Consider the following 25,380-nt stretch of genomic DNA (forward strand, 5'->3'; position numbering starts at 1 on the left):
TGACCCGCCGTACGGAGGAGGTGGTCGATCGAGCGCCGCGAGAGATCCCCAGTGGACAGAGACACCCCGTGGACGGTGCCCCGCCGGCTCGCTTCCGGCGGGGCACCGTGGCGTTCTCGTCAGTGCGGCCTCGTCAGTGCTGCGGCGGTCCGGTGCTCGCCCGGAGCACGAGGGAGGTCGAGAGCTCCACCCGCACGGCGTCGACCGGTTCCCTCCTGCGCAGCCGGAGAAGCAGGCGGACGGCCTCCGCCGCCATCTCCCGCACCGGCTGGTGCACGGTGGTGAGGCCGGGAGCCAGCCACTGCGCCTCGGGCAGGTCGTCGAACCCGACCACGCTCAGGTCTTCCGGGATCCGCAGCCCCTTCGCCGCCGCCGCCTCGTACACCCCACTGGCCATCCGGTCGGAGCAGGCGAAGATCGCCGTCGGCGGCTCCCGCAGCGCCAGCAGCGCGTCGGCCTGAGCCCGGCCGCCCGCCCGGGTCCAGTCCGCATGGCGCACCCACGACGCCCGCGCCCGGACACCTGCCGCCGTGAGCGCGGAGCGGTAGCCGTCGAGCCGGGCCCGGCTGTTGAGCTGGTCGGGCCGCCCGCCGATGGCCCCGATGCGCTCGTGCCCGAGCGCCAGCAGGTGCTCGACCGCGGACCGGCCGCCGGCCCAGTTCGTGGTGCCGACGGTCGGTAGCTGTTGCGCGGGCTCGACGCCGGGGTCGAGGACCACGAGCGTCATCCCTTCCACCGCCGACCGGTCCCGCTGCGCGGGGGTCGGGTCGACCAGCGCGAGCACGGCCCCGGTCGAGCCCCGCGCGAGCAACCGCTCCACCCAGTCCCGCCCGGACGGACCGCGCGCCGACATCACGACGACGTCGCACCCCGCCTCCGCCGCCGCCCGGTCGACGCCGCCGAGCACGCGGGTGGCCCATGACCCCTCGACCCCGTCCATGACCAGCCCGAGCAGGTCCGGCGGCGGGGCCGGCTCCGCGCCCGCGGCGTCCGGGACCGGGAGGACGGCGCGGCGCCGCTCGTAGCCCGCGGCCGCCAGCAGGTCCAGCACCCGCGCCCTGGTCCCGGGCGAGACGTCGCTACGGCCGTTGAGCACCTTGGACACCGTGGGCACGGTGACACCTGCGACCGCCGCGATCTGCGCGAGCGTGGTTCGCGTCATGCCGCACCGTGCCCCACTGCACGAAGTTGCGCAACTTTGACGACTGTTGATGAACGGTTGACCTGCGACACGCCACTTTGTGACACTGGTGATCAGTGGATACCAACGCGAAGTTGCGAAAGTCGACTGCCCTCGTCGTCCGGGGTGGCTGGGAGGGCCACTGCCCCGTCGAGACGACCGACAGCTTCCTCCCGTTCCTGAAGGACTCCGGCTACGAGACGGTCACCACCGACAGCCTCGACGTCTACCTCGATGCCGACCTGCTGGCCCGCACCGACCTGATCCTCCAGTGCTGGACCATGGGGACGATCACCAAGGACCAGCTCGCCGGGCTGCGCGGCGCCGTCGAGAGCGGTACGGGCCTCGCCGGGTGGCACGGCGGGATCGCCGATGCGTTCCGCAGCTCCAGCGACTACCTGCACATGGTCGGCGGCCAGTTCGCCTGCCACCCGCGCGACTTCGTCGACCACACCCTCGACGTGGTGCCCGAGCGGGCCGACCATCCGATCGTCGCCGGGATCTCCAGCGTCACGCTGCACACCGAGCAGTACTGGGTGCTGTCGGACAGCCGCAACGACGTCCTGGCCACCACCACCGTGCCAGCGCTGCCCGGCGACCCGTGGAGTGAGCCCGTGGTCTCCCCCGCGGTGTGGACCCGGACGTGGGGCGCGGGGCGGATCTTCGTCTGCACCGTCGGCCACAAGCAGGAGGACCTCGACGTGCCCGAGATCCGCACGGTCATCGAACGGGGGCTGACATGGGCGAGCCGCTGAGGATCGGCGTCGTCGGGCTCGGCAAGATCAGCGGGGCGTACCTGTCCACGCTCGGACACCTCCCCGGCGTGCAGGTCACCGCCCTGGCCGACCTCGACCCGGCCAGGGCGGCCGTCGCCGTGCAGCACGCGCCGGGGGCCCGCGCCTGCGGCGTGGACGAACTGCTCACCGCCGACGACGTCGACCTCGTGCTGAACCTGACGATCCCGGCGGCGCACGCCGAGGTGGCCACCACGGCGCTACGGGCGGGCAAGCACGTCTACGGGGAGAAGCCGTTCGCGCTCGACCTCGCCCAGGCCCGCGCCGTGCTGGCCGCCGCCGACGGCCTGCGCGTCGGCTGCGCACCCGACACCGTGCTCGGCACCGGCGTGCAGACCGCGCGCAAGGCCGTCGCCGACGGGCTGATCGGCGTCCCCACGGCGGCCAACGCCACCTTCACCTCGCCAGGGCACGAGTCGTGGCATCCCGACCCGGAGTTCTACTACCGGCCCGGGGGTGGCCCGCTGTTCGACATGGGGCCCTACTACCTCACGGCACTGGTCCACCTGCTCGGGCCCGTCGAGCGGGTGGTCGCGGCGGCGGGGCGCGCCCGCACCACCCGCACGATCGGCTCCGGCGCCCGCGCGGGCACCGAGTTCGCGGTCGAGGTCGACACCCACGTCTCCGGGGTGCTCGTGCACACCGGTGGGGCCATCACCACCCTCACCACCAGCTTCGAGGTGGTGGCCTCCACCCAGCCGCGGATCGAGATCCACGGCACGGAAGGTTCGCTGTCGGTGCCGGATCCCAACCGGTTCGACGGGGACGTCGCCCTGCGCCCGCGCGGCGCCGACAGCTGGACGGTCCTGGCACCGTCCGCGGGTTACGTGGGCGCGGCGCGCGGGATCGGGGTGCTCGACCTCGCCGTGAACCACGCCGCCGGCCGGCCACACCGCGCCTCGGCCGAGGTGGCCGTGCACGTGCTGGACGTCATGGAGACGCTGCTGGCCGCCGCGCACCAGCGCTCCGGCCTGCAGGTCTCGACCAGCTGCGAGCGACCCGCTCCGGTGCCGCTCGACGCGGCGGCCGACGGGGAGAGCGCCCGGCTGACGGATGCCCCATCCTGAGGGGGTGCCCCCTGCCCCGCTCGACCCGTCGCTGACCACGCCGATCGTCGCCGTCCCCGGGCTCGGCCTGTCGGGCGCCGTCCCGGGGCGCACGCTCGACCGGCTGCCCGCGCCGTCGGCCGTCGTCGAACTGCCCGGCTACGGGCTCCCCGCCCCGCGCGGGACCGCACTGGGTTCCGACGACCTGGCGCGGCTGCTGCTCACCCGGCTCGACGAGCTCGGCGTGACCCGTGCGGTGCTGCTGGGCCACTCGGCGAGCTGCCAGATCGTCGTGCGGGCCGCCGTCCGGGACCCGCACCGGGTCGCGGCACTCGTGCTGGTCGGCCCGACCACCGACCCGAGGGCGCGGTCCTGGCCCGCCCTGGCCGGGCGCTGGCTGCGCACGGCCGCCTGGGAACGGCCGGGACAGGTGCCCCGGCTGGTACGGGACTACCGCCGCACCGGCCTGGGCGCGATGGGCCGCGGTATGGACGCCGCCCGCCGCGACCGGATCGACCGGGGGCTCGCGCAGGTCGGCTGTCCGGTGCTCGTCGTGCGCGGCCCGCACGACCGGATCGCTCCGCAGGACTGGGTGGACGCCCTGGCCGCCACCGCGCCGCACGGCCGGGCCGGCACGCTCGCGGCGGGCGCCCACATGGTGCCGCTCACCCACCCCGGGGAGCTCGCCGCCGGGGTGGGCACGTTCCTCGGCACTGCCGCCGGGGTGGCGGAGCCTCCCGGCCGCGCCGTCCGTCGGTCCTAGGTCCCGGTCAGGCGATCCTCCGGACTGGTGCGCCGGCCAGGAACGCGGCGATGTCCTCCACGGCCTCGCGGAAGAAGATGTCGTAGGTCCGGCGCGAGACGTAGCCGAGGTGCGGCGTGGCCAGCACGGTGGGCAGCGAGCGGAACGGGTGGTCGGCGGGCAGCGGCTCCACCGCGAACACGTCGAGACCGGCTCCGGCGATCCGGCCCGCGCGCAGCGCGTCGACCAGCGCGTCCTCGTCCACGATCGGGCCGCGGGAGGTGTTGACCAGGTAGGCCGTCCGGCGCATGCGGGCGAGCTCCGGCGCGCCGAGCAGCCCCCGCGTCCGGTCGGAGAGCACCAGGTGGATCGTGACGAAGTCGCTGACCTCGAGCAGCTCCTCCAAGCTGTCGGCGAGCCGCACCCCGGCCTCCGCAGCGGCCTCCGCCGTGAGGTTCTGGCTCCAGGCGACCACGTCGGCACCGAAGGCCTGCCCGATCTTCGCCACCTGCCGGCCGAGCCGGCCCAGACCGATGACCCCCAGCGTGCTGCCGGCGATGTCCGTGCCGACGGTCTGCTGCCACGGGCCGCCCGAGCGCAGCGCTGCGGTCTCGGCCGGCAGGGAGCGGGCCAGGCCGAGGATCAGCGCCCAGGTGAGCTCGGCGGTCGGCTCCAGGGTGCCGCCCGTGCCGCACACGACGACGCCCTGCTCGGCGGCCGCCGCCATGTCGACCGAGGCGTTGCCCGGCCCGGTGGTCACCAGCAGCCGCAGCCGGGGCAGCCGCGCCAGCACCGAGCGCGGGAACGGGGTGCGCTCCCGCATGATCACGACGATCTCGTGCTTGCCGATCGCGTCGACCAGCGCGTCCTCGCCGTCGATGTGCTCGCGGAACACGTCGACGTCGACCGCGTCGGCGACTGAGCTCCAGTCCGCCGTCCGCAGCGCGACGTCCTGGTAGTCGTCCAGCACGGCACAGCTGAGCTTCATGGGTCCTCCCGGATCATTGATCAGATCAGTCATCGTGGCCTCGCCGCCACCGCGGGCCGGGTGCCCGCGGGGCCGAAGTCGGCGCCGAGCCGCTCGCTGATCGCCGCGGCCGCGCGCACCAGCAGCGGCGCGAACCGCTCGCGCATCGTCTCCTCGTCAGCCGTGGCCACCGACGCGGACATGCCGAGCGCGGCGATCACCCGGCCGTCGGCTCCGCGGACCGGTGCCGCCACCGACCGCAGGCCCTCCTCCAGCTCCTGCTCGACCATCGCCCACCCCTGGGCCCGCGCCGTGTCGAGCCGGCCCAGGAGCTCGCCGGGGGTGCGCACGGTCCGCGCGGTCAGCGGCAGCAGCTCGGCGCGCGAGAGGTAGTGGTCGAGCTCGGCCTGCGACAGGTCCGCGAGCAGCACATGACCCATCGCGGTGGCGTGGGCGGGCAGCCGGGTGCCGGTGGCGAGCGTGGCGCCGGGCCTGCGATGGGCCGACACGCGCGTCACGTAGACGACGTCGGTGTCGTCGAGGGTCGCCAGCGTGCACGGCTCGCGGGTGGCGGCGACCAGCTCCTCCATGGACGGCTGCGCGATCACCGGCAGGTTCAGGGAGCTCAGGTAGGCGTAGCCGAGCGCCAGCACGCGAGGCGTCAGCGCGAACAGCCTGCCCTCGCTGCGGACGTAGCCGAGGTGCTGCAGCGTGAGCAGGACCCGGCGGACGGTCGGCTTGCTCAGGCCGGTGAGCTCGGCGCACCGGCTGAGCGTGAGGCTCGGGTGGTGGTCGGAGAACGCCAGGATCACGGCCAGGCCGCGTTCGAGGGACTGGATGAACTCGCGCTGGTCCGGCTCCTTGGGCACTCGATCTCCCTTGACACGCGTCCCGCCGCGGGTGACATTGGCCAGTGTTCGCTAGACGTACTCCTCGTACGCAGAGCGTACGCCGCGAGTGTACGGCGGTGCGAGGAGCCGGCCAGAGGTGAGGCGCCGCATGGAAACCGCCCGGTACCCCGAGCTCGACCACCTGGTCCGCCCCGACCGCGTGCACGGCAGCGTCTACACCGACCCCGCGCTCTTCGCCGAGGAGATGCGCAGCATCTTCGGCCGGACCTGGGTGTACGTGGCGCACGAGTCCGAGATCGCGCAGCCCGGCGACTACCGCAGCACCAGGATCGGCACCCAGCCCGTGATCGTCACCCGCGACGCGGACGGCGAGATCCACGTGCTGCTCAACCGGTGCCGCCACCGGGCGTCGCTCGTCTGCCGGGAGCGATCGGGCAACGCGACGTTCTTCCGCTGCCCGTTCCACGGCTGGACCTACCGCAACAGCGGCGAGCTGCTCGGCGTGCCCATGAACCGCCGCTACAGCCCGGAGTACCTCGACAAGCCGGCGCTGGGCCTCACCCCCGTCGCGCGGGTCGGCTCCTACCGCGGGCTGGTGTTCGCAAGCCTGAACCCCGACGTGCCCGACCTCGTCGAACACCTCGGTGGCGTCCGCCAGTACCTCGACCGCGTCTTCCTGCACCCCGCCTTCGAGAAGACGCTCAACCTGGGCGCCGGGCGCAACGTGCACGAGTACCCGGCCAACTGGAAGCACGCCGCGGAAGGCGGGGTCGACGGCTACCACGCGATCACGCTGCACGAGACCTGGTTCAAGATCCGCGACCAGAGCCCGGACCGCCCGCACGCGCGCCTCGGCTCCCGCGACGAGACGATCGGCTACAGCGAGGCCCACCCCGGCGGCCACGTGCTGCTCGCCCGCTGGCCCAGCGACGGCGACGTCGAGGCGTTCCGCAAGGCCTACCCGGAGTACACCTCGCGGCTGGAGTCCGAGCACGGCAGCGAGCTTCTCCGCGACTTTCTCGGCCAGTTCAACGTCCTGATCTTCCCCAACCTGCACATCACGCTGCAGAACCTGCGCGTGATCACCCCGATCAGCCCCACCCGCACGCAGATCACGATGTCGCCGATGCTGATCGGGGACGCTCCCGACGAGCTCAACGCCGAGCGGCTGCGCGAGTTCGAGGAGGCGTTCGCCACCGGCTCGTTCATCGCCCCCGACGACTCCGAGGCGTTCGTCTGCGTGCAGGAGGGCGTGGCCGCCGAGGTCGATCCGTGGCTGCTGCTCTCCCGCGGCCTGCACGACGAGGAGCGCCTGCCGGGCGGCGGCTACCGCGGCAAGCCGAGCGACGAGACGCCGCAACGGGGCCTCTTCCGGGAGTGGAAGCGCCTGCTGCAGGCAGGGCGCGCGGCATGACCGGCGCGACGGACACCCGCGTCCTCACGCGCGGCGAGGCCGAGGACTTCCTCTACCACGAGGCCGAACTGCTCGACGGTCTCCAGCTCGACCGCTGGCTGGAGCTCTTCACCGACGACGCCGTCTACTGGGTGCCCGCCCGGTACGACGAGGCCGACCCGCAGCGCCACGTGTCGCTGATCTACGACGACCGCGGGCGCATCGCCGAGCGCGTCTGGCGGCTGACGGTCGGGCCCGCCCACGCCCAGATCCCCCCGTCGGCCACCCGGCGGCTGGTCACGAACGTCCGGGTCGGCCCGCCGGTGGAGGACGCCGTGGTCGTGCGGTCGAACTTCGCGATCTTCGAGGTCCGCAAGGGCACCCAGCGCGCGTTCGCCGGTGAGTACGAGCACCGGCTGGTCCCGCACGGTGACGGGTGGCGGATCCGGCGGCGGACGGCGCGTCTGGTCAACTGCGAGGCGCCGATCTTCAACCTCACGTTCCTGGTCTGAGCCGCGCCGTGACCACACCGTCTCCCCCGCCCCGGCTGGTGCTGCGCAACGAGTTCGCCACCGTCGAGGTCCTGCTCGACGAGACCGCCAACGGGCCGCGGCTGCTCGTGCGCGACCTCGAGACCGGCCGGCAGGTCCACCTCGACGCCCTGGAGGTGGAGAGCCTCACGCGGATGACCCACGACGACTTCGCCGAGCGGGTCCGCCCCGTCTGACCGCGGGAATGCAGCCACCTCACACACCTGATGGCCACCGCGCACACGTCAGGACGTGTGCACGGTGGCCTGAAGTGTGCACGGTGGCCGGAAACGGCGACGCTGCGCGAGGAACTCTAGGCCGCCCGAGTGGGACCGTTATTCACCTTTCCGGGTGTCATTCGCCGGTCGGCGGTCGCGCGAACGAAACGTTATCCTGAGCTCATTGCCCCGGACCCGTGCAATTGTTCTGATTATTCAGGGGAATCGGCTGCGGGGAGAAACGGTGGTCAGGCCCGAACCGGATCGTGGACGACGGCGCGCGGTGGCCGTGCTCGTGGCGATCGGCGTGCTGATCGTCGCGGCCGGGTCGGCCGTCACCTTCCGCGGCCCGGTCGCCCCCGTCCCCGCCGCCCCACAGGTACTGCTCGCCCCGGGCGACGGGGCCACGGGCGTGGTACCCGCGGCCCCGATCCACGTCGAAGCCCGCGGCGGCACGCTGACGGACGTCACCCTCACCGCCGACGACGGCACGTCGATCCCCGGCACGCTGTCCCGGGACGGCCGCACCTGGACGGCGTCGGCGGCCCCCGCCTACGCCACCACCTACCGCTTCGCCGGCAGCGCCACCAACGACGGCGGGACCGTCCCGGTCACGGGCAGCTTCACCGCCGCCGATCCGGACCAGCTGGTCCGGGCCTCCACGAGCATCGGCGACGGCGCGGTGGTCGGGATCGCCGCCCCGATCGACATCCGCTTCGACCGGCCCATCGCCGTGGCCGACCGGGCGGGCATCGAACGTCGTCTGAAGGTGCGCACGACCGTGCCGGTCGAGGGTGCGTGGGCGTGGCTGCCCGACAGCGACCGGGGCTCGCGCGTGCACTGGCGGCCGGCCACCTACTGGCCCTCCGGCACGGGGGTCACCGTCGAGGTCGGTCTCTACGGGCGTGACCTCGGGGCGGCGGGGTTCGGCGCAGCCGACCTCAGCAGCACGTTCACCATCGGCCGCTCCCAGATCGTGCGCGCCGACGTCAGGTCGCACCGGATGGTCGTCATCCGCGACGGCAAGCAGGTGGCCAACATGCCCGCCACGTTCGGGCTGGAGTCCGACCGGCGGCGGGTCACCCGCGGCGGCACGCACATCGTGATGGGCAAGTCCCCCACCGTTCTCATGTCGGCGTTCGACTACGTGGACGTCCCCATGCACTGGGCCGTCCGGATCTCCAACAACGGCGAGTTCATCCACGCCAACCCCGCGTCGAGCTACGCCCACGGCAGGCAGAACGTCACCCATGGCTGCGTGAACCTCTCCACGGCGAATGCGCGCTCCTACTACGACTCGGTTCTCTACGGCGATCCGGTCGAGGTCATCGGAAGCTCCGTCCCGCTCTCGGCTGCGGACGGCGACATCTACGACTGGACCATTCCCTGGGAGCAGTGGAAGACCATGTCGGCGCGGCCCTGATTCGACGGTTGCGGCGTTTCCCGGTGTCAGGCTGGACCGGTCGGGCCCTCCTGCACCGGCGCCGCCGGCATGCCGACGGCCTCGCGCAGGCACCCCAGATAGCGCGCCTTCTCCCGGCGGTAGCGCTCGACCGGCGCCGAGATCGTGTAGCAGCCCAGCAGGATCCCGTTGCTCCAGATCGGCGCCGCGATGCAGGCGACGCCGGGTGAGAACTCCTCGACGTCGGTGGCGTAGCCGTTCCTCGCCACCAGCGCGAGCTCCCGGGCGAAGACGGCCGGATCGGTGATCGTCTTCTCGGTGACGCTCTCCAGCGGGTGCATCGCGAGGTAGCGGTCGCGGTCGGCGGCCTCGGCGAACGCGAGCAGCACCTTGCCCGACGCTCTGGCGTTGGCGGCCCCGCGGTAGCCCGGCCGCAGGTTCGTGACCTGCACGGCATGGGTCCCGGCCAGGTGCGTGAGCACCACGGGGTTCCCGCCCCGCCACGCGCTGAGGTAGGCGCTCTCGCCGGTGACCTCGGTGATCCAGCGCAGGGGTGCCAGCAGCTCGGGAGGAGGGACGGTCTGCTGCGCGTAGGCGTGGGACAGCACCTCCATCGCGAACCCGAAGCGGAACTGCTTGCGCTCGTCGCGGGTGAGGAGCTTGGCGTCGACGAGGGTGTTGAGCAGGTGGTACACCGTGGGCACCGACGTGCCGAGCTCCGTGGCCAGCCGCGCGACGGAGCGCTCGTGCTCGGGCAGCGACGCGATGAGCATGAGCAGGTGCGCCGCGCGGGACACCGACTGGATGCGGGTGCCCGTCCGGGCCTCGTCGGTCATGTCGTCCTCATCTTCCGCGTCACCTGTGTCGTTGCCGGGCCATCTTCGCCTGGCCGACCGGCCTGGCCCCGGTCACCGGTCGGGGCTCCTGATCGAGACGCCGCCGTCCACGGGCAGGGTCACTCCCGTGACGTACCGGGCCTCGTCGGACACCAGGAACAGCGCCGCGTAGCCGACGTCCCAGCCGGTGCCCTCGACGCCCAGCGGGGAGGCGGCCCGTCTGCGGTCGCGCAGGTCCTCGTCCATCCCGGCGGCGTAGACCATCGGCGTGTAGATCGGCCCGGGCGCGATGCAGTTCACCCGGATCCCGGCGGCGGCGTGGTCGATCGCCATCGCGCGCGTCAGTGCGATGACCGCGCCCTTCGCCGCGGTGTAGGGCGTGAGGCCGCGCGGCCGCAGCGCCGAGATCGACGACAGGTTCACGATGGACCCGCCGCCCCCCGCCGCCATCACCGGCACCACCGCGCGGCTCGCCGCCACGATCGTCCCGACATTGACCTTCATCACCACATCCCAGTCCGCCGCGGTGACGTCGAGGATCGTGCCCGGGCCCTCGATCCCCACGTTGTTGTCGAGGATGTCGATGCGGCCCCAGCGGCCGACCGCGGCGGCGGCCATCGCGGTGCAGTCGTCTTCGGCCGTGAGGTCGGCGGTGTGGGCGACCGCCTCGCCACCCTCGCGGGTGATCATCTCGACGGTGTCCCGGGCGGCGGCCTCGTCGCGGTCGACCACGAGCACGCGGGCGCCGTGGCGCGCGAACAGGACCGCCGCGGCGCGCCCCGTGCCGATCCCGGCCGCCCGCGAGCCCCCGCCCGTGACGATCGCGACCTTGCCCGCGAGCCGCCCCGCGTCGGGGTTCACGACAGCCCCATGAGCGACGCCGCCGTGGTGCCCAGCATCTGGTCGACCTCGTCCGGGGTGACCTCGACGCCGTGCCGCTGCGCGATCTCCGGCAGCCGGCGGAACGTCTCGACCCAGGCGTGCAGCGGCATCACCGAGGAGACTCCGGGACAGTCGCTGCCGAAGACGACCCGGCCCAGGCCCACGCCGCTCTTGATCTCGCCGATGCGCCCGACGAACCGCGCCTCGTCCTCGAGCAGCAGGCCCTGCCACAACGAGAGCTCGAGGTAGAGGTTCGGCTTCCACCGGGCCATGTCCAGCGCCAGCGGGAACCAGGCCCTCTGCCCGGCGTGCAGGATCACGAAGGTGGTGTCCGGGAAGTCGGCGGCGGGCTCGTCGAGGTGGATCGGGCTGGCGTACGTGCTGACCAGCGGCGCCGCCATCGGTCCGGTGTGCACGGCCACCGGCACCCCGCGCTCACCCGCCAGCGCGTAGAGGGGGCGGCACACCGGGTCGCTCGGGGAGTAGCCGGAGCACGGGTGCAGCTTGAGCCCGCGCGCACCCGCGTCGAGCGCGTCCCGGAAGAGCTCGACCGCCCCGGGCCGGCGCGGGTCGATTCCGAAGAACGCGATGAAGTGCTCGGGGTCCTCGCGCGCCAGGTCGGTGGCGAGCCGGTTCTCGGCCTCGATCGAGAGGTCACCCTCCCCGAGGCGCAGCCCGTAGTCGCCCAGCAGCAGGCACGACCGGTCGACGCCGGCCTTGTCCATCTCGGCGCGGATCTCGGCCGCGCGCGACCCGACGTCCTGGACGGGCGCCTCGGCGTGCTGGTGCACGCCCCCGACGAGCCCGCGGGCGGCGATCTCGCGGACCGCGGCGTACCGCTCGAAGATCGACCACAGGTGGCGGTGCAGATCGATGATCATCGCCGTGCTCCCTCCGGACTTGCCGGCTCCGCGGCCCACACCAGGTGTTCCCGCACGGCGGCGGCGAACTCCCGCGGCCGTTCCAGGAACGCCATGTGCGGGGTCTCCATCTCGACCAGCCGCGCGACGGGCAGCCGCGCGGCGAGGTCCGTCATGACCTCCATCGGCGTCGACACGTCGTGGAGGCCCGCGATGCAGGTGGTCGGCACGCGGATCTCCCCCAGCCGGTCGAGGACGTCGTGGGTGCCGATCGCGCGCCAGGTGTCGGCCAGCGCGCCGGCGTCCATGGTGCGCAGCCGGTCCCGCGCGTAGGCCAGCGCCGGCGCGTCCGGGTTCCGCAGCGCCGCGGGCGTGAACCAGCGGGCCATGGTGTCGTCGAGCATGCCCGCCGACCCCCTGGCCTCGGTGGCGTCGGCGCGAGCGGTCATCACGGCCGCGTCGCCGCGCGGGGTGGTGCAGGCCAGCACCAGCGAGCGCACGCGGTCGGGGTGCGCCAGTGCAAGGTGCAGCGCGACCATCCCGCCCAGGGACGCGCCCACGACGTCGAGCGGGCCGGTGCTGTGCCCGACGATCTCGTCGGCCATGTCGGCGAGAGTGAGACCGAGGCGCGCCCTGGCCCGCTCACCGTGCCCGGGGAACGTCACGGCTCGCACCGGTGGCAGGTCCAGCCACCGGACGCAGTCGCGGTCCAGACCGACCGGATGCAGGAACAGCAGCGCGGAGCCGTCAGCGTGCTCGGCCACGTCAGGACGCCCCGCCCGGGATCGCCCGGTAGACGTTGCGCACGTAGGAGGTGAAGTGCGGGCTCACCTTCTTCGTCCACTCCGTGGGCGGCTGCATCGCCCGGTAGGCCTCGCTCTCGAGCACCTCCGGATCCTCCAGCTCGTAGAGCGCGAGGTACTTCGGCTCCCCCTCGACGCTGACGAACCGCCGCCCCGACAGGAAGCCCGGACACCCGCGCCGCTCCGGCAGGTGCTCCTCCTCGTACCAGCGGTTGAAGTCCTCCTCATGGGCAGGATCGATGTCGATCATGACGAGCAGCAGGCCGGTGCCCCGGTCGCTCGTGCCCGGTTCGCTCATGATGTGGCTCCTTGCCAGTGCGACGCATCGATCACCGCGACCCGGGTGGCCATCAGATCGACCGGTTGATGCCGCCGTCGACGACGATCGTCTGTCCCGTGACGAACCCGGCCCGCGGGGAGCACAGGAATGCGCAGAGGTCACCGATCTCCTCGGGTCTGCCCAGCCGCCGCACCGGGATGTCCTCGGCGTAGCGGCGCAGCTGCTCGGCGAGGTCGACGCCGGCGCTCGCCGCCGCCTTCCCCTGCAGCTCACGCAGCCGGTCGGTGAGGATCGGCCCGGGTGCGATGTTGTTGACCGTCACGCCGTCGGCGGCGAGGTCGTCGGCCAGTACCTTCGCGAGCACCGTGACCGACGCCCGGTTGGCCTCGGAGAGCACCAGCTGGCTGATGGGCTCCTTGGTGCCGTACCCGGTGAGGTTGACGACCCGGCCCCGCCCCGACTCCCGCAGGTGCGGCAGCGCGGCGCGGGTGAGCCGGACGGCGCTCATGAGCACCCCGTCGTGCGCCGCGTCCCACGCGCCGTCGTCGGCCTCGGTGAACCGCAGAGCAGGTGGTGGCCCGCAGTTGACGACCAGTACGTCGAGCCCGCCCAGCAGCTCGACGGTGCGCCGGACGAGCTCCTCGAGGTCGGCGGCCGAGCCGAGGTCGGCGGCCACGCTGCCGGCCGCCCCGATCTCGGCGGCCGTGGCCTCGAGCCGGCCCTGGTCGCGCGAGGAGATCACGACCCGCGCGCCTTCCGCGGCGAGGGCGGCGGCGCAGGCCCGGCCGAGCCCCTGGCTCGCGGCGGTGACCAGCGCCCTGCTGCCGGCGAGATCGAGATCCATGGGTGACGTCTTCTCCTTGGTCGGATGCGGTGAGGGGCGCCCGTCAGGTGACCTGCCCGGCGAGCGGCTGGGCGGTGGCGGGCGCATTGTCGAGGAACGCCTGCAGGAACCGCAGGGACGCGCCCAGACGTTCCCGCTGGTCCGCCACCCCCGGGTGGTTGTCGAGGCCCTCCACCGAGAGCCGGTAGGGCTCGGCGCGGTCGCCCTGCGCCACCAGCACGCCCATCAGCGAGGTCAGGTCGGCCACGCCCTCGCCCGGATAGCACCACTGCACGTCGAACCCGCGGCGGTGGAACCGGTCCTCGACGTAGCGGGACTCGATGCGGAAGTCCTTGGCGTGACCCGCGGTCGCGAGCGGGGCGAGCCTGCTGATCACGGTCAGCGGGTCCTGCAGCGAGGAGATCGGGTTGATCAGGTCGAGGAAGACGGCGACTCGGTCGCTGCCGACCTCGTCGATGATCTGCACGTACTCGTCGGCCGTGAAGTCCGAGTGGTTCTCTAGCAGGATCTGCACGTCACCCGGGACCTCGGCGACGGCGCGGCGCAGCGCGTCGATGAGGTAGCGCTGCTCCACCGCGATGCGCTCGGGGAAGGCCAGCAGCTCATTGCGGTAGAAGCCCGAGGAGACGCGCGCGAACGGGCTGCCGATCGCCTCGGCCAGCGCGGCCCAGCGCCGGATGCGCTGGACACCCGACTCCACGGTGTCGCCGTTGCCCGCGCGCCCCACGACGTCACCGGAGAGCGTGATCCCGAGCCCCAGCTCGCCGGCGAGGCTGCGCAGCGACTCCAGGCCGCCCGCCTCCCGGTCACGGACATGGACGGCGTTGAGCTGCACGAACGCCGCGCCCAGGTCCGCGACCTCGCGCATGACGTCCTCGAGCGAGATCTCCCCGGTGGCGAGGCGGCAGTGGTAGGAGAGCGTGTCCACGCCCAGAACGATGTGCACGGCCGGTGGTCCCTTCTTCAGGCGTTGCGCTGCGGTCGGTCCGATGCGGGGAGCGGCGGATGTGTCAGGGGCCCAGCACCCACTGCCGCAGCGAGGCCGCGATCCGGTCGCTGCCCGGCAGGAGCTCCGCGACGAGGCTCGGCGCGGCCGGTACCCGGGTGTCGGGCAGGCCCAGGCGCAGCGCCGGGCTGCGCAGCGGCACGCCCGCCCCCGCCACCCGGGCCACCACCTCGGCGCCGAACCCGCCCGTCACGTTCGCCTCGTGCAGGACCGCGAGCCGCCCGGTGCGCCGGACCCGCTCGATCACCTCGTCGGTCGGGAACGGGTTGAGCCACGGCAGCTCCAGCACCTCCAGCGACACACCCTGCTCCGCGAGTGCCGCGGCGGCCTCGAGCGCCCGGGCGGTGAACGCCCCCCAGGTGACCACCGTGGCGTCCGACCCCTCGCGGCGCACCCGCAGGCCGCCCGGCTGCTGCACCGGACCGCCGAGCACGACGTCCTGCTTCGCGGCGTTGTAGAGCGTGCGGTTCTCGATCACGATCGTCGGGTCGTCGCTGTACACGGCCGCCACCAGCAGGTCGTACGCGTCCTGCGCGGTCCACGGCATGCACACCCGCAGGCCCGGCACGTGCAGGAAGAACGCCTCCAGGCTCTGGCTGTGCTGCGCGCACGCCCCCGGCGCCGAGCCCTGCTGGGTCCGGATCACCACGGGCGCCCGCAGCTGTCCGCGGCTGACGTAGTGCACGTTGGCCAGCTGGTTGACGATCTGGTCGAACGCCACGAGCGAGAAGTCGACCCACATGATCTCGACGATCGGGCGGCGGCCGAGCATGGCCGCGCCCACGGCCGACCCGAGGATCGCCGACTCGCTGATCGGAGTGTCGAAGACCCGCTCCCCGAACTCGCGCCGCAGCCCGCGGGTGACCCCGAAGACGCCGCCCGGCTTGGCGACGTCCTCGCCGTAGAGCAGCGTGTCCGGCAGCTCGGCGAGGCAGCGGCGCAGTGCGGCGTTGACCGCCTGCCCGTAGGTGAGCTGGGAGGTCGTGGTCGCCGGGGTGGTGGTCGCGGACGGCGTCTCGGAGATCGAGGTCGTCTCAGACATAGAGGTGGTCCTTCGCAGTCGCCGGGTCGGCCAGCGGGGCGGCGAGCGCCTCGGCCGCCGCCTGCTCCGTCTCCGCGCGAGCGTCGTGCTCCGCGCGCTCGATCTCGGCGTCCGGCGCGCCGGCGGCCCGCAGCTGCGCCGCCAGCCGGACGGTGGGCTCGAGCCTGCGGGCCTCATCGAGCTCACCGGGCCTGCGGTACTGCTCGGCGTCGCCGATGTAGTGCCCGACGAGCCGCGCGGTCATCGCCTCGACCAGTGTCGGGCCCCCGCCCTCGCGGGCCCGCCGGACGGCGGCACCGAGCCGGTCGCGCACGATCGCGGGGTCGTTGCCGTCGATCCGCTCGCCCGGGATGCCGTAGGCGGCGGCCCGACGGTGCAGGTGGGGGTCGCGCACCATCTCGTCGATCGGGGTGAGCTCGGACCAAGTGTTGTTCTCGCAGACGAACACCACCGGCAGGTTCATTGCGGCCGCAAAATTCATCGCCTCGTGCACCGCGCCCTGGTTCATCGCCCCGTCGCCGAACACCGTGATCGCCACCCGGCCCGAGCCGTCGAAGCGGCCGGCGAGCGCGGCTCCCACCGCGATCGGCGCCCCGGCGCCCACGATGCTGTTCTCCCCGAAGAAGCGGTGCGCGGGCGCGCTGAGGTGCGCCGAGCCGCCGCGGCCGCCGTTCGTCCCGGTCGCCCGGCCGAGCACCTCGGCGAACAGCGCGGCGGGCGGCACGCCGCACGCGAGCGCCCACGAGTGGCCGCGGTAGGTGGCGAAGAGGGCGTCGTCGGGTCCGATGAGCTCCGCGGTGCCGACCGCAACGGCCTCCTGGCCGATCCCGAGGTGGATCGAGCCGACGGCGTCGCCGGCGAGCCGCAGGTCCCGCACCTTCTCCTCGAACACCCGCATCCGCCAGACCTGGTGCAGGTCGGCCAGGATCCGGGACCGGGAGCCGGTCACCCCGTCCGTGGCGCGCGTCTGGTCGCTCATCGTTCGCTCCGTCCGTCTCAGCCGACGGCGAGGCGCTGGCCGCCGTCGACGGCCAGCGCGACACCGGTGATGAACGAGGCCTCGTCCGAGGCCAGGAACAGCGCGGCACGGGCGACGTCCCACGCCGTGCCCATCGTGTTGCGCAGCGGCACGTGCGCGTTGCGCTCGGCGATCACCTGCTCCCGGGTGACGCCGCCGCGCCCGACCCGGTTCTCGATCGCCATCGGCGTGTCCATCAGGCCGGGCAGGATCGCGTTGGCGCGGATGCCGTGGGCCGCATTGGTGATCGCGATGTGCTCGGTCAGGGTGACGACGCCCGCCTTGGACGTCCGGTAGGCGACGTACGGGTAGTTGATGTCCGCGGCGATCGAGGAGATGTTCGTGATCACGCCGCCGCCCTGCTCACGCATCACGGGGATCGCGTGCTTGCAGGTGAGAACCATGCCCTGCAGGTTGATCGCCGTGATGCGGGCGAACGCGTCGGCCTCGATCTCGGTGATCGGGGCGTCCCCTCCGGCGATGCTCACCCCGACGTTGTTGTGCAGGATGTCGATCCGGCCCCACCGTTCGAGGCAGGCCGCGGTCATCGCGGCGATGGCGTCCTCGTCGGTGACGTCCGCCCGCACGGCCACCGCCTCGCCGCCCTCGGCCGCGATCTCCGTGACGGTCTCCTCCGCGGCAGCCAGGTCGCGGTCGGCCGCGAGCACCCTGGCCCCCTCCCTGGCGAGCAGTACCGCGGTGGCGCGCCCGTTGCCCGCGGTCAGGCCGGGGGTCTGCCCCGCGCCGACCACGATCGCCACCTTGCCCGCAACACGCTGACCCATGCCTCGACCCCTTCGTCGAACTCTCGCCTAGCGCATGAACTCCTCGACCCGCTCGGCGCCGAGGCCGACCGCCGCGTAGTGCCGCCGCGCGTTCTCGATCTTGGTGAAGACGTCCTCGTACCCGGTGGCCGCGCCGTCGGGGTCGACGTAGACGTAGGTGCCCGTCACGTGGAAGAGCGTGACCATCTCCGCGACGCCGTCGGGCACGACGAGCGTGTGGGTCTCCCCCGGCGGCTCGAAGGCGTAGCTGCCCTCGGTCGCCTCCCAGTCGTGCTCCAGGTAGTGCCAGCGCCCGCGGAGGGTGAACGCGTGCACCGGTCCCGCATGGCGGTGCCGGGAGAGCACGCCGCTGCGGCGCACCCGCAGCAGGTTCACGAAGTAGCCCTGGCTCGGCGTGAGCAACAGCGGCCGGAACGCGACGTCGGGCGCCTGTGGCACCCACAGCCGCTCGTCGCCGTCGAGGTCGAGCGCACCGGGAATGACCAGGTCGGACACCATGCCGGGCGGCTGCGAGCCGCGGAAGGGAACGAGAGCGTCCTCGCTCATCACGCCCACCTCGATTTCATATTATGAATCGTTGCGGCATTACCTGAACGACGGTAATCATGGGACGCGCATCGCGTCAACATCCCGACCGCACCGCGCACCCGAGTACCTCGCTCACGAACGATGGAGTTCCGCGCCCATGGCTCTCGTGCCCTACCTGTCGGAGTCCGACCTCGCCGAGGAGGACCGGCCCCTGCTGGCCCGCCCGATCAACCTGTTCCGCGCGCTCGCGAACTCGCCCGACGCGCTGCGCACCCACGCGGAGTTCGGCGAGTGGATCCGCCACCGCTGCGAGCTCGACCCGCGGCTGCGCGAGCTCGCGATCCTGCAGGTCGGCTACCTCACCGCCAGCCCCTACGAGTGGAGCCACCACATCAAGATCGGGCACGACTTCGGGGTGTCCGACGACGACGTCACCGCGCTCATCGCCGCCACCGCCGGCCGGGAGCACGGGTTCGGCGAGGTGGAGACGGCCGTGCTGGCCGCGGCGAGGGAGATCACCGCGGACACCCGGATGACCGACGAGACCTGGGCCGTCCTGCTCGGCCACCTCGGCCGGGCCCGCCTGGTCGACCTCGTCATCGTCATCTCCTTCTACAACGCGGTGATCCGCATCCTCGCCACCCTGCAGATCGACGTGGAGCCCGACTACGAGCGCTACCTCGAGGCGTTCCCGCTGGCCGAGCAGACGCCCGGCCCTGAGACGGCCAGGAGACGGGGGTAGGCGCGCTCCCGGTGGTCACCGCGTGGCCACCGGCACGACCTTGCCGGTTCTTTGCTTGCTTAGCATCAAGCAATTAATATTGCGTTCCATGCTGCGCTCCCGCCCCGCCACCGCTTCGATCGATCGGGATCGACGAGGGGACGACGAGCCCCTCCCCCGCCGGTGGACCGTGTTCACCGTGATCGCGATCGCCCTGCTCATGGCGTCGATCGACCAGACGTCGGTGGCCACGGCGCTCCCCGCGATCCAGAAGGACCTCGGCGGCTCGCTCGCGTGGAGCAGCTGGACGATCACCGTCTACGCGCTCGGCCAGATCATGTCCATGCCGATCGCCGGCAAGCTCAGCGACCAGTTCGGCCGCAAGACGATCTTCCTGGTCGCCATCACGATGTTCACCCTGACGTCGCTGTGCGCGGGGATGGCGGGCGACATCGCCACCCTCATCGTCGTGCGGGTGTTCCAGGGCCTGGCCGCCGGGGCGATCGTGCCGTCGGCAACGGGCATCGTCGCCGACCAGTTCGGGCGCGATCGCGACCGGGCGATCGGCCTGTTCACCAGCATCTTCCCGATCGGCGCGATCATCGGGCCCGTGGTCGGCGGCGTGCTCGTCACCTACACGTCCTGGCGGGCGATCTTCCTGATCAACCTCCCGCTGGGCGTGCTGCTGGTGGTGCTGGTGGCCGTCCTGATCCGCAGGACACCGCGCACCACGGCCGCCCCCATCGACCTGCGGGGGATCGCCCTGCTCTGCGGGCTGCTGCTCTCCACCATGACCGCGATCACCGCGCTCGGCACCCCCGGCAACCTGCGGCTGCAGCTCACCGCGGCCGGGGTGGCCGGCGCCGTGGCAGCCGTGCTCTGCTGGCGGTTCCTGCGGCACGCCCGCCGCGACCCTGCGGCCGTCGTGCCGATGCGGCTCCTGCGCGGCCGCACCTTCGGAACGATGAACACGGTCAACGTGATGTTCGGCGCGGCGGCCCTCGGCTTCGGCACGCTGGTGCCGATCTACGCGGAGAACCGCTACGGCATCGCCCCGCTCGCCGCGGGGGGCCTGCTCGCGATCCGGGCGGTCGGGATGATCAGCCTCTCTGGCCTGTCGGTGTTCCTGCTGCGCCGCACCGGGCACCGGATCCTGATGGTCGCCGGCTTCGCCGTGATGACCGTGGGGATGGTGATGCTGGCGCTACCGCCGCAGGGCCTCTCCGTGGAGGCATGGCTGTCGCTCGCCGCCGGCATCACCGGCCTCGGGATGGGCATGGCGGCGCCTGCGAGCAACAACGCGTCGCTGCACCTCGCGCCCCGCGAGATCTCGGCGATCACCGGGCTGCGCGGGATGTTCCGCCAGTCCGGCGCGATCGTCTCGATCTCGATCACGACGGCGCTGCTCTCGGTCAGCGCGCAGCCCGGGATCACCCAGGCCTACGTCTTCGCCGTGTTCGCCGTGATCCTGCTGGCCGCCGTGCCGCTCATCCTCTCGATGCCCGACCATCGCGGCAGCTGGTGAGCTCGGACCCGTCTCCCCGCGGGTAACGTGCCGCCATGGACTCCGTGCGCGGCGTGCTGATCGACATCGACGGTGTGCTGACGGTCTCCTGGGAACCTCTGGACGGTGCCGTCGAGGCCGTCACCGCCATCCGGGAGGCCGGGCTGCCGCTCGCGCTGGTCACCAACACCACGTCGCGGACCAGGCGCCGGATCGCCGACACCCTCACCGGGGCCGGCTTCCCGATCGGCCCGGACGACGTGCTCACCGCACCCGCCGCCACGGCGGCCCACCTGCGGGAGCACCGGCCCGACGCCGCGTGCCTGCTGCTGAACAGCGGGGACGTCACCGAGGACCTCGAGGGCGTGCGCCTGGTGCACGGCCCCGACGCGCGGCCCGACGTCGTCGTGGTGGGTGGGGCCGGGCCTGAGTTCGGCTACGAGGCGCTCAACGACGTGTTCGGCCACCTGCAGCGGGGCGCCGAGCTGCTCGCCATGCACCACAACCTCTTCTGGCGCACCGATGCCGGGTTGCAGCTCGACAGCGGCGCCTTCCTGCTGGGGCTGGAGCAGGCGGCAGGCACCGAGGCGGTGGTGCTCGGCAAGCCGGCCGCGGAGTTCTTCGCCGCAGCACTGCACAGGCTGGGCATCCCCGCGGCGGCGGCGGTGATGATCGGCGACGACGTGGAGTCCGACGTGCTCGGCGCGCAGGACCACGGCCTCACCGGCGTGCTGGTGCGCACCGGGAAGTTCCGCCCGGACGCGGAGGACGGTGTCGGCGGGCACCGCCCGCAGCACGTCGTCGACTCGATCGCCGACGTGCCCGCGCTGCTCGGCCTCGGCCGGTAGCCGCCGGCTGGAGAACGCAGGGGCGGCCCCGACCTCGACGTCAGAGTGGCCGCGCACCCGTCCCCACCACTCCCCCGTCGATGTCGCCGCTACAACCTGGGGCAGGCCCGGGCCGGATCGACGGTCACGGCCGGGCGTCCGGCACCTGCCGGGCGGGGTCCAGGGCCGGGTGCATCCCCGCCGCGCGGGCGGCCCGGGTGATCCGGTCGTGCAGCGCGTCGTCGACGTCCGCCGCGAGCGGGCCGGTGCACCGCCCGTCCTCGCTCACCAGCGCGCCGCCCACGTACACCTGCTTCAGGTTGCGCAGCCCGCACGCCATCACGTACGTGGCGTAGACGTCCCAGACCGGACCCGTGCCGGGCGCGCGGTGGTCGACGACCACGAAGTCGGCGAACTTGCCGATCTCCAGGCTCCCGACCCGGTCGGCCACGCCGAGCACCTCGGCCGAGCCCAGCGTGTGCATCCGCAGCACCTCCCTCGGCATAAGCACGGAAGCATCGGTGTGCAGCGCGCGCATCGTGTACATGCCCAGGCGCATGTTGCCGAACGGGTCGGACTGGTCCGTGCACGACTGGTCGTCGAGCCCCATGCCGATCCGCATCCCGGCGCGGGCGAACCGCACGACGTCGGCGATGCCGGATCCCAGCCGGCCGTTCGAGGTCGCCTGCCAGACCATCCCGCAACCCGCCTCGGCCGCCGCCGTCACCATCTCGTCGGTGGGATGCACGAAGTGGCCGAGCAGGAGGGCGGGCCCGAGCACCCCGGCGTCGGTGTACCAGGCGAACTTCGCGCGCTGGACCTCGACGTCCTGTGCGGTCTCGAGGAAGTGTGACTGGTTGCCGATCCCGTGCTCCCGCATCACCTGGGCCTCGATCTCGGCGGTGCGGGGTGACGCCGCCCACTGGACGGCACCGAAGACCGAGGCCCCGAGGTGCTGGTCGGCGGGGGTGCGCTCCGCGCAGGCCGCGACCATGTCCGCGAAGGTCCCGAGCACCTGGGGCTCGGGCGCGGCCTCGTCGTCGAGCCGGATCGCGGTCATCACGCGGAGCCCGGTGTCGGCCGCCCCGTCGAACTGGCGGGTGAGGTACTCGGGCGGGTGCACGGTGCCCACGGTGCTCCGCGCGGTGGCCGGGTCGAAGACCCAGCTCACCCGGGACTGGGTGAAGTTGTAGGCGCTCGTGATGCCGCACGCGAGGAAGTCCAGCGCCCCGTGCACCGTCGACCAGTACATCGCCTCGGCGTCCGCGTGCCGGAAGACCTCCGACATCGCCTGCAGCCAGGGGTAGAGCGTGGAACCCGGGGCGATCCCGCGCAGGCCAGAGGTGAACAGGTGCGAGTGCGCGGAGACGAACCCCGGGGCGACGATCGTGCCGCCGGCGTCCACCACCGTGGCGGCGGGGCCGTCGGCGGCCTCCGGGGGCGGGCTGCCCGGCCCGATCCCGCTGATCCGGCCGGACTCGTCGACGCGCATCCAGCCGACGAACCAGTCGGGGGCACCCGGCGCGGCATCGGCCATCGGCAGGAGGACGGCGTTGACGAGAGTGAGAGCGGGCATGCCTCCCATCATCCGGTGGCAGGTCGGGCGGCTCCTCCACCGAATTGTCCAAGACATTGGTGCCAGCGCGTGAAGGCGCTGATGATGCTCGTTGGAGCATTGGCTCGGCGCAGCCAGCGTGTTTGGTCGCTGATGTAGTGCTGATAGAGCGGGATCAAGCCGGCGGCCAGCTCGAGGGCGACCTGCTCCGGGTTCAGTGGATCTCCAGCCCGAACGCGCGCGGCGAGACGGACCAGAGACGCTGCGGTGGGCTCCGGTTGGGCCAGGTACCAGTCGATGGCCTCGGCGTTCGTGGCGGCGCGCCCGCCGGCCCTCATACCGGTGTAGAGGAAGCGGACCGGGAACAGCACGGCCTTGGTGAACCACACCGGATCGGTCAGGAGGCGGCGGGGGTGCCGGAACTCCGCCGTCACCTCGTCGGTCGCGAGGACGTCGACGGCGAACCGGGCGCTGTCCAGCAGCAGCTCGTCTGTGGCCGGGCGGGCCACCTGCCGGGTGATACCGCGACCGAGCAGAAGTACGCCGTGGTCGGCCAGCTCCAGGCGGTCGAGTGCGGGGAAACGTCCGTCGTCGTGCCCGGCGCGCAGGGCAGGAAGTGAGCTCCAGAAGACCGACAGTTTGCGGTACAGGCCGCCCTGCCCGCGCAGGGTCTCCCCCGTGGTCGCGACGATGTCGTGATCGCCGGCGCGGGTGTCGGTGAGGATGAGGGCAAGGTCGATGTCGCTGACGGCGGGGGCGTAGCCGCCGTAGGCGAGGCTGCCCAGGAGGTAGGCGGCGACCAGGCGGTCGGCGAACGCGTCCTGGTAGGCGTGGGTGCATTCGTCGGCGACGGCGCGGGCAGCGGTGGTGGGGTCGGTCGTGGTCATGCGGTGGCTGCGGCGGTGTCTCGTCGGGCTCGCTCGGCGATGCGGTCGGAGACGACGGTGATGACCTGCCACGCCCGGTCCAGCACGGTGATGAGGGCCTCAACAGTCCAGTCGGTGCGCTCCCGCAGGACCCGGTAGCCCATCTCGAGGTGCTCGGTGTCAGCTTCGTCGTGCAGGGCGAAGTAGGGGTCACCGGGGAAAGCGCGGCAGCCCGCCTGGCTCAGGACGAGGCTCCCCGATTCGAGAGCGAGGTGGGCGAGGGCCGCGCGCTGGACCCCGGGGAGCGTGGCGAGCTGGTCGACGAACCATGATGCGCCCGCTTCGATGACGGGGTCCCAGACGAGCCGCTGGTCGCTCGCGCGGCTGCGGGCCAGGATGGCGTCGTGCCCGATCTCCTCCTGCTGGTGCTGCAGCGCGAGGGTGCGCAGGTCCGGGTCGGTCTCGAAGGTGACCCGCGCGCTGATCATGCGCTGGAAGGCGTTCGACCAGGGCTGCAGGTAGGTCAGGACTGCCTTCTTCGTTGCTTCGGCGGTGCCCTCATCGACCAGTAAGCGGATCAGGGCCGACTGCTCGTATTCCCGGTGCCTATCCCCGTTGTAGCGGGCGATCCACGCCACGTCCTGCTGGCTCATCGTCGGCTCCTTCCGATGGCGCTGATTCCTGGTCCCGCACATGCGCAACAGCGAGGCGGGGCGGCGGTGCGAGTCGGTCGTAGACGGGAAACCGGAAGTACGTGGTGATGTCCCCGCGCCGGCCCGCGGCGCGGTAGCTGACCAGGGCCAGGAAGCCCCGGCTGTCCTCCAGCGGCCCGGGCGCCACAGCGGTGGCGAGGGCATGCAACGGGGCCGGGTCGACGCCCTCGCGGCGCAACAGCTCCGCAGCCCGGTCCACGGCCTGCCGGTCGCTCGCCGCCAGGTCGCCCAGCCGCAGGTAGGTGGTGCTCTCGGCCGCCCGGTCGAGGCCGGGGCGGAACGCCAGGCAGCTCAGCGCCGCCTCCCCCGCATCAGGGCCGTCGGCGGTCAACGTCCGATAGGCCGCCAGCGCGCCGTCGACGTCGTGGCGAGCCGCTACCGAAGCGATGCGGTTCATCTCGCCGATGTCGGCACCGTGGTTGCGGTAGTAGATCTTGACACGGGCGTCGATCTCGTCGGTCTCGTCGATGGCGAAGAACTCGATCTCCCGCCGGCCCGGGACACCCTCGACGCGCCGGCGGGCGTCGTCCCACGCGGCGGCCATCCCGAGTCGGTCCATGGCCTCATCCACCGCGGCGTAGCGGTCTGAGGGCGGCCAGGCGTACAGCCCCAGGTAGGTCTTGTGGACCACGCGCGAGGGCGGACGCCAGGCGAGCGAGCGCCACAGCGGCGCCGACGATGGCCGACCGGCCCGCGGCGTGAAGATCTCACGAATTTCCCTGGACCGACGGGTGACCGTTCTCCCGGCCCCCGTCAGCGAACTGAGGTCGCGGCCCTCACCCAAGGTGTCGAACAGCAGGCGCAACTCCGGATAACGCCCGGACCAGTTCGCCGACATTTCAGCCGGGAACCCGTCGTCAGCCACATAGGATGGCCGACCGGGCGTCATTCCGATCCGCTGACCCGCCCATTCGGGAAGCGCAGCGCGCAGCATGGATATTGTCCGGCCAACCTCGTCGCCCGGAACGCTGAGCGCGTGACCCGCCGTGGACCACAGTCCGCAGAGAAACTCTTCGAATGATTGCCCATATGCGGGAAACAGTTTCTCCCGATACCCCGGTGAGTGGCAGGCCACCCACCGACGGTACCTTCGGGTACACGCTCCGCTACAGAGATGTAGCCCGAGTGGCCCAATCTGCTCTGCCGTACGGGTGGTATGACTTGCATGATCGCCCCATAGGGTCACA

The 25,380-nt window shown here is 72.5% G+C and carries 28 protein-coding genes; 10 read left to right on the forward strand and 18 right to left on the reverse strand.

Annotated features, from left to right (window positions below; translation table 11 throughout):
* Positions 1-133: 133 nt before the first annotated feature.
* A complete protein-coding gene (locus tag HF577_RS13275; RefSeq protein ID WP_169396127.1) occupies positions 134-1,162 on the reverse strand; it encodes a LacI family DNA-binding transcriptional regulator in 1,029 nt (342 codons plus the stop codon).
* Between the two features lie 113 nt (positions 1,163-1,275).
* On the opposite strand from HF577_RS13275, the gene HF577_RS13280 reads away from it, so the two are divergent.
* Genes HF577_RS13280 through HF577_RS13290 form a run of 3 tightly spaced genes read left to right on the forward strand, consistent with a single transcriptional unit; the run spans position 1,276 to position 3,783 of the window.
* Positions 1,276-1,935, forward strand: a complete 660-nt coding sequence (locus HF577_RS13280) for a ThuA domain-containing protein (RefSeq protein WP_169396128.1) — start codon at positions 1,276-1,278, stop codon at positions 1,933-1,935.
* Positions 1,920-3,041, forward strand: a complete 1,122-nt coding sequence (locus HF577_RS13285; RefSeq protein ID WP_169396129.1) for a Gfo/Idh/MocA family protein — start codon at positions 1,920-1,922, stop codon at positions 3,039-3,041. The genes HF577_RS13280 and HF577_RS13285 overlap by 16 nt, the downstream gene beginning before the upstream one ends.
* Before the next feature lie 4 nt (positions 3,042-3,045).
* Positions 3,046-3,783: an alpha/beta fold hydrolase gene (locus HF577_RS13290; protein ID WP_169396130.1), complete on the forward strand. Its 738-nt coding sequence runs from the start codon at positions 3,046-3,048 to the stop codon at positions 3,781-3,783.
* Positions 3,784-3,790: 7 nt separating this feature from the next.
* Here the strand turns inward: HF577_RS13290 and HF577_RS13295 are convergent, their stop codons facing one another.
* Together HF577_RS13295 and HF577_RS13300 are read right to left on the reverse strand one after the other, a co-directional pair.
* Positions 3,791-4,750, reverse strand: coding sequence for a D-2-hydroxyacid dehydrogenase family protein (locus tag HF577_RS13295; protein ID WP_169396131.1), 960 nt, complete (start codon positions 4,748-4,750; stop codon positions 3,791-3,793).
* A 29-nt stretch (positions 4,751-4,779) separates the two neighbouring features.
* Positions 4,780-5,598 (reverse strand): IclR family transcriptional regulator domain-containing protein, encoded by an 819-nt coding sequence (locus tag HF577_RS13300; RefSeq protein ID WP_169396132.1) that lies wholly within the window; start codon positions 5,596-5,598, stop codon positions 4,780-4,782.
* A 130-nt stretch (positions 5,599-5,728) separates the two neighbouring features.
* Here HF577_RS13300 and HF577_RS13305 point away from each other — a divergent pair, with 130 nt between their 5' ends.
* The 4 genes from HF577_RS13305 to HF577_RS13320 all read left to right on the forward strand — a co-directional run bounded on the left by HF577_RS13305 (position 5,729) and on the right by HF577_RS13320 (position 9,144).
* Positions 5,729-6,994, forward strand: a complete 1,266-nt coding sequence (locus HF577_RS13305; RefSeq protein ID WP_169396133.1) for a Rieske 2Fe-2S domain-containing protein — start codon at positions 5,729-5,731, stop codon at positions 6,992-6,994.
* On the forward strand, positions 6,991-7,485 hold the full coding sequence (locus HF577_RS13310; protein WP_169396134.1) for an aromatic-ring-hydroxylating dioxygenase subunit beta: 495 nt from the start codon (positions 6,991-6,993) through the stop codon (positions 7,483-7,485). The genes HF577_RS13305 and HF577_RS13310 overlap by 4 nt, the downstream gene beginning before the upstream one ends.
* Before the next feature lie 8 nt (positions 7,486-7,493).
* A complete protein-coding gene (locus HF577_RS13315) occupies positions 7,494-7,700 on the forward strand; it encodes a hypothetical protein (RefSeq protein WP_169396135.1) in 207 nt (68 codons plus the stop codon).
* A gap of 265 nt (positions 7,701-7,965) precedes the next feature.
* Positions 7,966-9,144: a L,D-transpeptidase gene (locus tag HF577_RS13320; protein ID WP_312859117.1), complete on the forward strand. Its 1,179-nt coding sequence runs from the start codon at positions 7,966-7,968 to the stop codon at positions 9,142-9,144.
* A 26-nt stretch (positions 9,145-9,170) separates the two neighbouring features.
* Here HF577_RS13320 and HF577_RS13325 read toward each other — a convergent pair whose 3' ends face one another.
* From HF577_RS13325 to HF577_RS13375, 11 genes are all read right to left on the reverse strand, one after another.
* Complete coding sequence (locus HF577_RS13325; RefSeq protein WP_169396136.1) at positions 9,171-9,959, reverse strand: IclR family transcriptional regulator; 789 nt, start codon at positions 9,957-9,959, stop codon at positions 9,171-9,173.
* 72 nt (positions 9,960-10,031) lie between these two features.
* The gene (locus tag HF577_RS13330; RefSeq protein ID WP_169396137.1) at positions 10,032-10,820 is read right to left on the reverse strand and encodes an SDR family NAD(P)-dependent oxidoreductase; all 789 of its coding nucleotides are present in this window, start codon (positions 10,818-10,820) and stop codon (positions 10,032-10,034) included.
* Positions 10,817-11,722 carry an amidohydrolase family protein gene (locus tag HF577_RS38240; protein WP_169396138.1) on the reverse strand — a complete coding sequence of 302 codons (906 nt, stop codon included), beginning with the start codon at positions 11,720-11,722 and terminating at the stop codon, positions 10,817-10,819. Before HF577_RS38240 ends, HF577_RS13330 begins: the two co-directional genes overlap by 4 nt.
* On the reverse strand, positions 11,719-12,465 hold the full coding sequence (locus HF577_RS13340) for an alpha/beta fold hydrolase (RefSeq protein ID WP_169396139.1): 747 nt from the start codon (positions 12,463-12,465) through the stop codon (positions 11,719-11,721). Before HF577_RS13340 ends, HF577_RS38240 begins: the two co-directional genes overlap by 4 nt.
* A gap of 1 nt (position 12,466) precedes the next feature.
* Entirely contained in the window at positions 12,467-12,802 is a 336-nt protein-coding gene (locus HF577_RS13345) for a DUF4286 family protein (RefSeq protein WP_169396140.1), read from the reverse strand.
* Between the two features lie 52 nt (positions 12,803-12,854).
* On the reverse strand, positions 12,855-13,628 hold the full coding sequence (locus HF577_RS13350) for an SDR family oxidoreductase (protein WP_169396141.1): 774 nt from the start codon (positions 13,626-13,628) through the stop codon (positions 12,855-12,857).
* A gap of 43 nt (positions 13,629-13,671) precedes the next feature.
* Positions 13,672-14,574 (reverse strand): sugar phosphate isomerase/epimerase family protein, encoded by a 903-nt coding sequence (locus tag HF577_RS13355; protein WP_169396142.1) that lies wholly within the window; start codon positions 14,572-14,574, stop codon positions 13,672-13,674.
* A 64-nt stretch (positions 14,575-14,638) separates the two neighbouring features.
* Positions 14,639-15,676, reverse strand: coding sequence for an alpha-ketoacid dehydrogenase subunit beta (locus HF577_RS13360; RefSeq protein WP_169396143.1), 1,038 nt, complete (start codon positions 15,674-15,676; stop codon positions 14,639-14,641).
* Positions 15,669-16,655, reverse strand: a complete 987-nt coding sequence (locus HF577_RS13365; protein WP_169396144.1) for a thiamine pyrophosphate-dependent dehydrogenase E1 component subunit alpha — start codon at positions 16,653-16,655, stop codon at positions 15,669-15,671. Before HF577_RS13365 ends, HF577_RS13360 begins: the two co-directional genes overlap by 8 nt.
* Before the next feature lie 17 nt (positions 16,656-16,672).
* A complete protein-coding gene (locus tag HF577_RS13370) occupies positions 16,673-17,479 on the reverse strand; it encodes an SDR family NAD(P)-dependent oxidoreductase (RefSeq protein ID WP_169396145.1) in 807 nt (268 codons plus the stop codon).
* Positions 17,480-17,506: 27 nt separating this feature from the next.
* On the reverse strand, positions 17,507-18,025 hold the full coding sequence (locus tag HF577_RS13375) for a 2,4'-dihydroxyacetophenone dioxygenase family protein (RefSeq protein WP_211174216.1): 519 nt from the start codon (positions 18,023-18,025) through the stop codon (positions 17,507-17,509).
* Positions 18,026-18,164: 139 nt separating this feature from the next.
* Between HF577_RS13375 and HF577_RS13380 the strand changes: the two genes are divergently transcribed.
* Genes HF577_RS13380 through HF577_RS13390 form a run of 3 tightly spaced genes read left to right on the forward strand, consistent with a single transcriptional unit; the run spans position 18,165 to position 21,080 of the window.
* Positions 18,165-18,749: a carboxymuconolactone decarboxylase family protein gene (locus HF577_RS13380; RefSeq protein ID WP_169396146.1), complete on the forward strand. Its 585-nt coding sequence runs from the start codon at positions 18,165-18,167 to the stop codon at positions 18,747-18,749.
* A gap of 22 nt (positions 18,750-18,771) precedes the next feature.
* On the forward strand, positions 18,772-20,253 hold the full coding sequence (locus HF577_RS13385; RefSeq protein ID WP_312859118.1) for an MFS transporter: 1,482 nt from the start codon (positions 18,772-18,774) through the stop codon (positions 20,251-20,253).
* Positions 20,254-20,288: 35 nt separating this feature from the next.
* The gene (locus HF577_RS13390; protein WP_169396147.1) at positions 20,289-21,080 is read left to right on the forward strand and encodes an HAD-IIA family hydrolase; all 792 of its coding nucleotides are present in this window, start codon (positions 20,289-20,291) and stop codon (positions 21,078-21,080) included.
* Positions 21,081-21,204: 124 nt separating this feature from the next.
* Here HF577_RS13390 and HF577_RS13395 read toward each other — a convergent pair whose 3' ends face one another.
* The 4 genes from HF577_RS13395 to HF577_RS13410 are packed head-to-tail and all read right to left on the reverse strand — an operon-like array spanning position 21,205 to position 25,127.
* Positions 21,205-22,635, reverse strand: coding sequence for an amidohydrolase family protein (locus HF577_RS13395; RefSeq protein ID WP_169396148.1), 1,431 nt, complete (start codon positions 22,633-22,635; stop codon positions 21,205-21,207).
* A gap of 8 nt (positions 22,636-22,643) precedes the next feature.
* Positions 22,644-23,501 carry a nucleotidyltransferase family protein gene (locus tag HF577_RS39240; protein WP_169396149.1) on the reverse strand — a complete coding sequence of 286 codons (858 nt, stop codon included), beginning with the start codon at positions 23,499-23,501 and terminating at the stop codon, positions 22,644-22,646.
* The gene (locus HF577_RS13405) at positions 23,498-24,133 is read right to left on the reverse strand and encodes a hypothetical protein (protein ID WP_169396150.1); all 636 of its coding nucleotides are present in this window, start codon (positions 24,131-24,133) and stop codon (positions 23,498-23,500) included. Before HF577_RS13405 ends, HF577_RS39240 begins: the two co-directional genes overlap by 4 nt.
* On the reverse strand, positions 24,087-25,127 hold the full coding sequence (locus HF577_RS13410; protein WP_246266319.1) for a hypothetical protein: 1,041 nt from the start codon (positions 25,125-25,127) through the stop codon (positions 24,087-24,089). The genes HF577_RS13405 and HF577_RS13410 overlap by 47 nt, the downstream gene beginning before the upstream one ends.
* Positions 25,128-25,380 lie beyond the last annotated feature (253 nt).

It is taken from the genome of Pseudonocardia xinjiangensis, from assembly GCF_012911925.1.
Taxonomy (GTDB): domain Bacteria; phylum Actinomycetota; class Actinomycetes; order Mycobacteriales; family Pseudonocardiaceae; genus Pseudonocardia; species Pseudonocardia xinjiangensis.

Bases quoted from the DNA above. Each gene is read 5' to 3' on its own strand.
- HF577_RS13275 (WP_169396127.1), bottom strand. From the start codon at position 1,162: ATGACGCGAACCACGCTCGCGCAGATCGCGGCGGTCGCAGGTGTCACC.
- HF577_RS13285 (WP_169396129.1), top strand. From the start codon at position 1,920: ATGGGCGAGCCGCTGAGGATCGGCGTCGTCGGGCTCGGCAAGATCAGC.
- HF577_RS13295 (WP_169396131.1), bottom strand. From the start codon at position 4,750: ATGAAGCTCAGCTGTGCCGTGCTGGACGACTACCAGGACGTCGCGCTG.
- HF577_RS13305 (WP_169396133.1), top strand. From the start codon at position 5,729: ATGGAAACCGCCCGGTACCCCGAGCTCGACCACCTGGTCCGCCCCGAC.
- HF577_RS13310 (WP_169396134.1), top strand. From the start codon at position 6,991: ATGACCGGCGCGACGGACACCCGCGTCCTCACGCGCGGCGAGGCCGAG.
- HF577_RS13325 (WP_169396136.1), bottom strand. From the start codon at position 9,959: ATGACCGACGAGGCCCGGACGGGCACCCGCATCCAGTCGGTGTCCCGC.
- HF577_RS38240 (WP_169396138.1), bottom strand. From the start codon at position 11,722: ATGATCATCGATCTGCACCGCCACCTGTGGTCGATCTTCGAGCGGTAC.
- HF577_RS13345 (WP_169396140.1), bottom strand. From the start codon at position 12,802: ATGAGCGAACCGGGCACGAGCGACCGGGGCACCGGCCTGCTGCTCGTC.
- HF577_RS13350 (WP_169396141.1), bottom strand. From the start codon at position 13,628: ATGGATCTCGATCTCGCCGGCAGCAGGGCGCTGGTCACCGCCGCGAGC.
- HF577_RS13360 (WP_169396143.1), bottom strand. From the start codon at position 15,676: ATGTCTGAGACGACCTCGATCTCCGAGACGCCGTCCGCGACCACCACC.
- HF577_RS13365 (WP_169396144.1), bottom strand. From the start codon at position 16,655: ATGAGCGACCAGACGCGCGCCACGGACGGGGTGACCGGCTCCCGGTCC.
- HF577_RS13370 (WP_169396145.1), bottom strand. From the start codon at position 17,479: ATGGGTCAGCGTGTTGCGGGCAAGGTGGCGATCGTGGTCGGCGCGGGG.
- HF577_RS13375 (WP_211174216.1), bottom strand. From the start codon at position 18,025: ATGAGCGAGGACGCTCTCGTTCCCTTCCGCGGCTCGCAGCCGCCCGGC.
- HF577_RS13380 (WP_169396146.1), top strand. From the start codon at position 18,165: ATGGCTCTCGTGCCCTACCTGTCGGAGTCCGACCTCGCCGAGGAGGAC.
- HF577_RS13390 (WP_169396147.1), top strand. From the start codon at position 20,289: ATGGACTCCGTGCGCGGCGTGCTGATCGACATCGACGGTGTGCTGACG.
- HF577_RS13395 (WP_169396148.1), bottom strand. From the start codon at position 22,635: ATGCCCGCTCTCACTCTCGTCAACGCCGTCCTCCTGCCGATGGCCGAT.
- HF577_RS39240 (WP_169396149.1), bottom strand. From the start codon at position 23,501: ATGACCACGACCGACCCCACCACCGCTGCCCGCGCCGTCGCCGACGAA.
- HF577_RS13405 (WP_169396150.1), bottom strand. From the start codon at position 24,133: ATGAGCCAGCAGGACGTGGCGTGGATCGCCCGCTACAACGGGGATAGG.
- HF577_RS13410 (WP_246266319.1), bottom strand. From the start codon at position 25,127: ATGCTGCGCGCTGCGCTTCCCGAATGGGCGGGTCAGCGGATCGGAATG.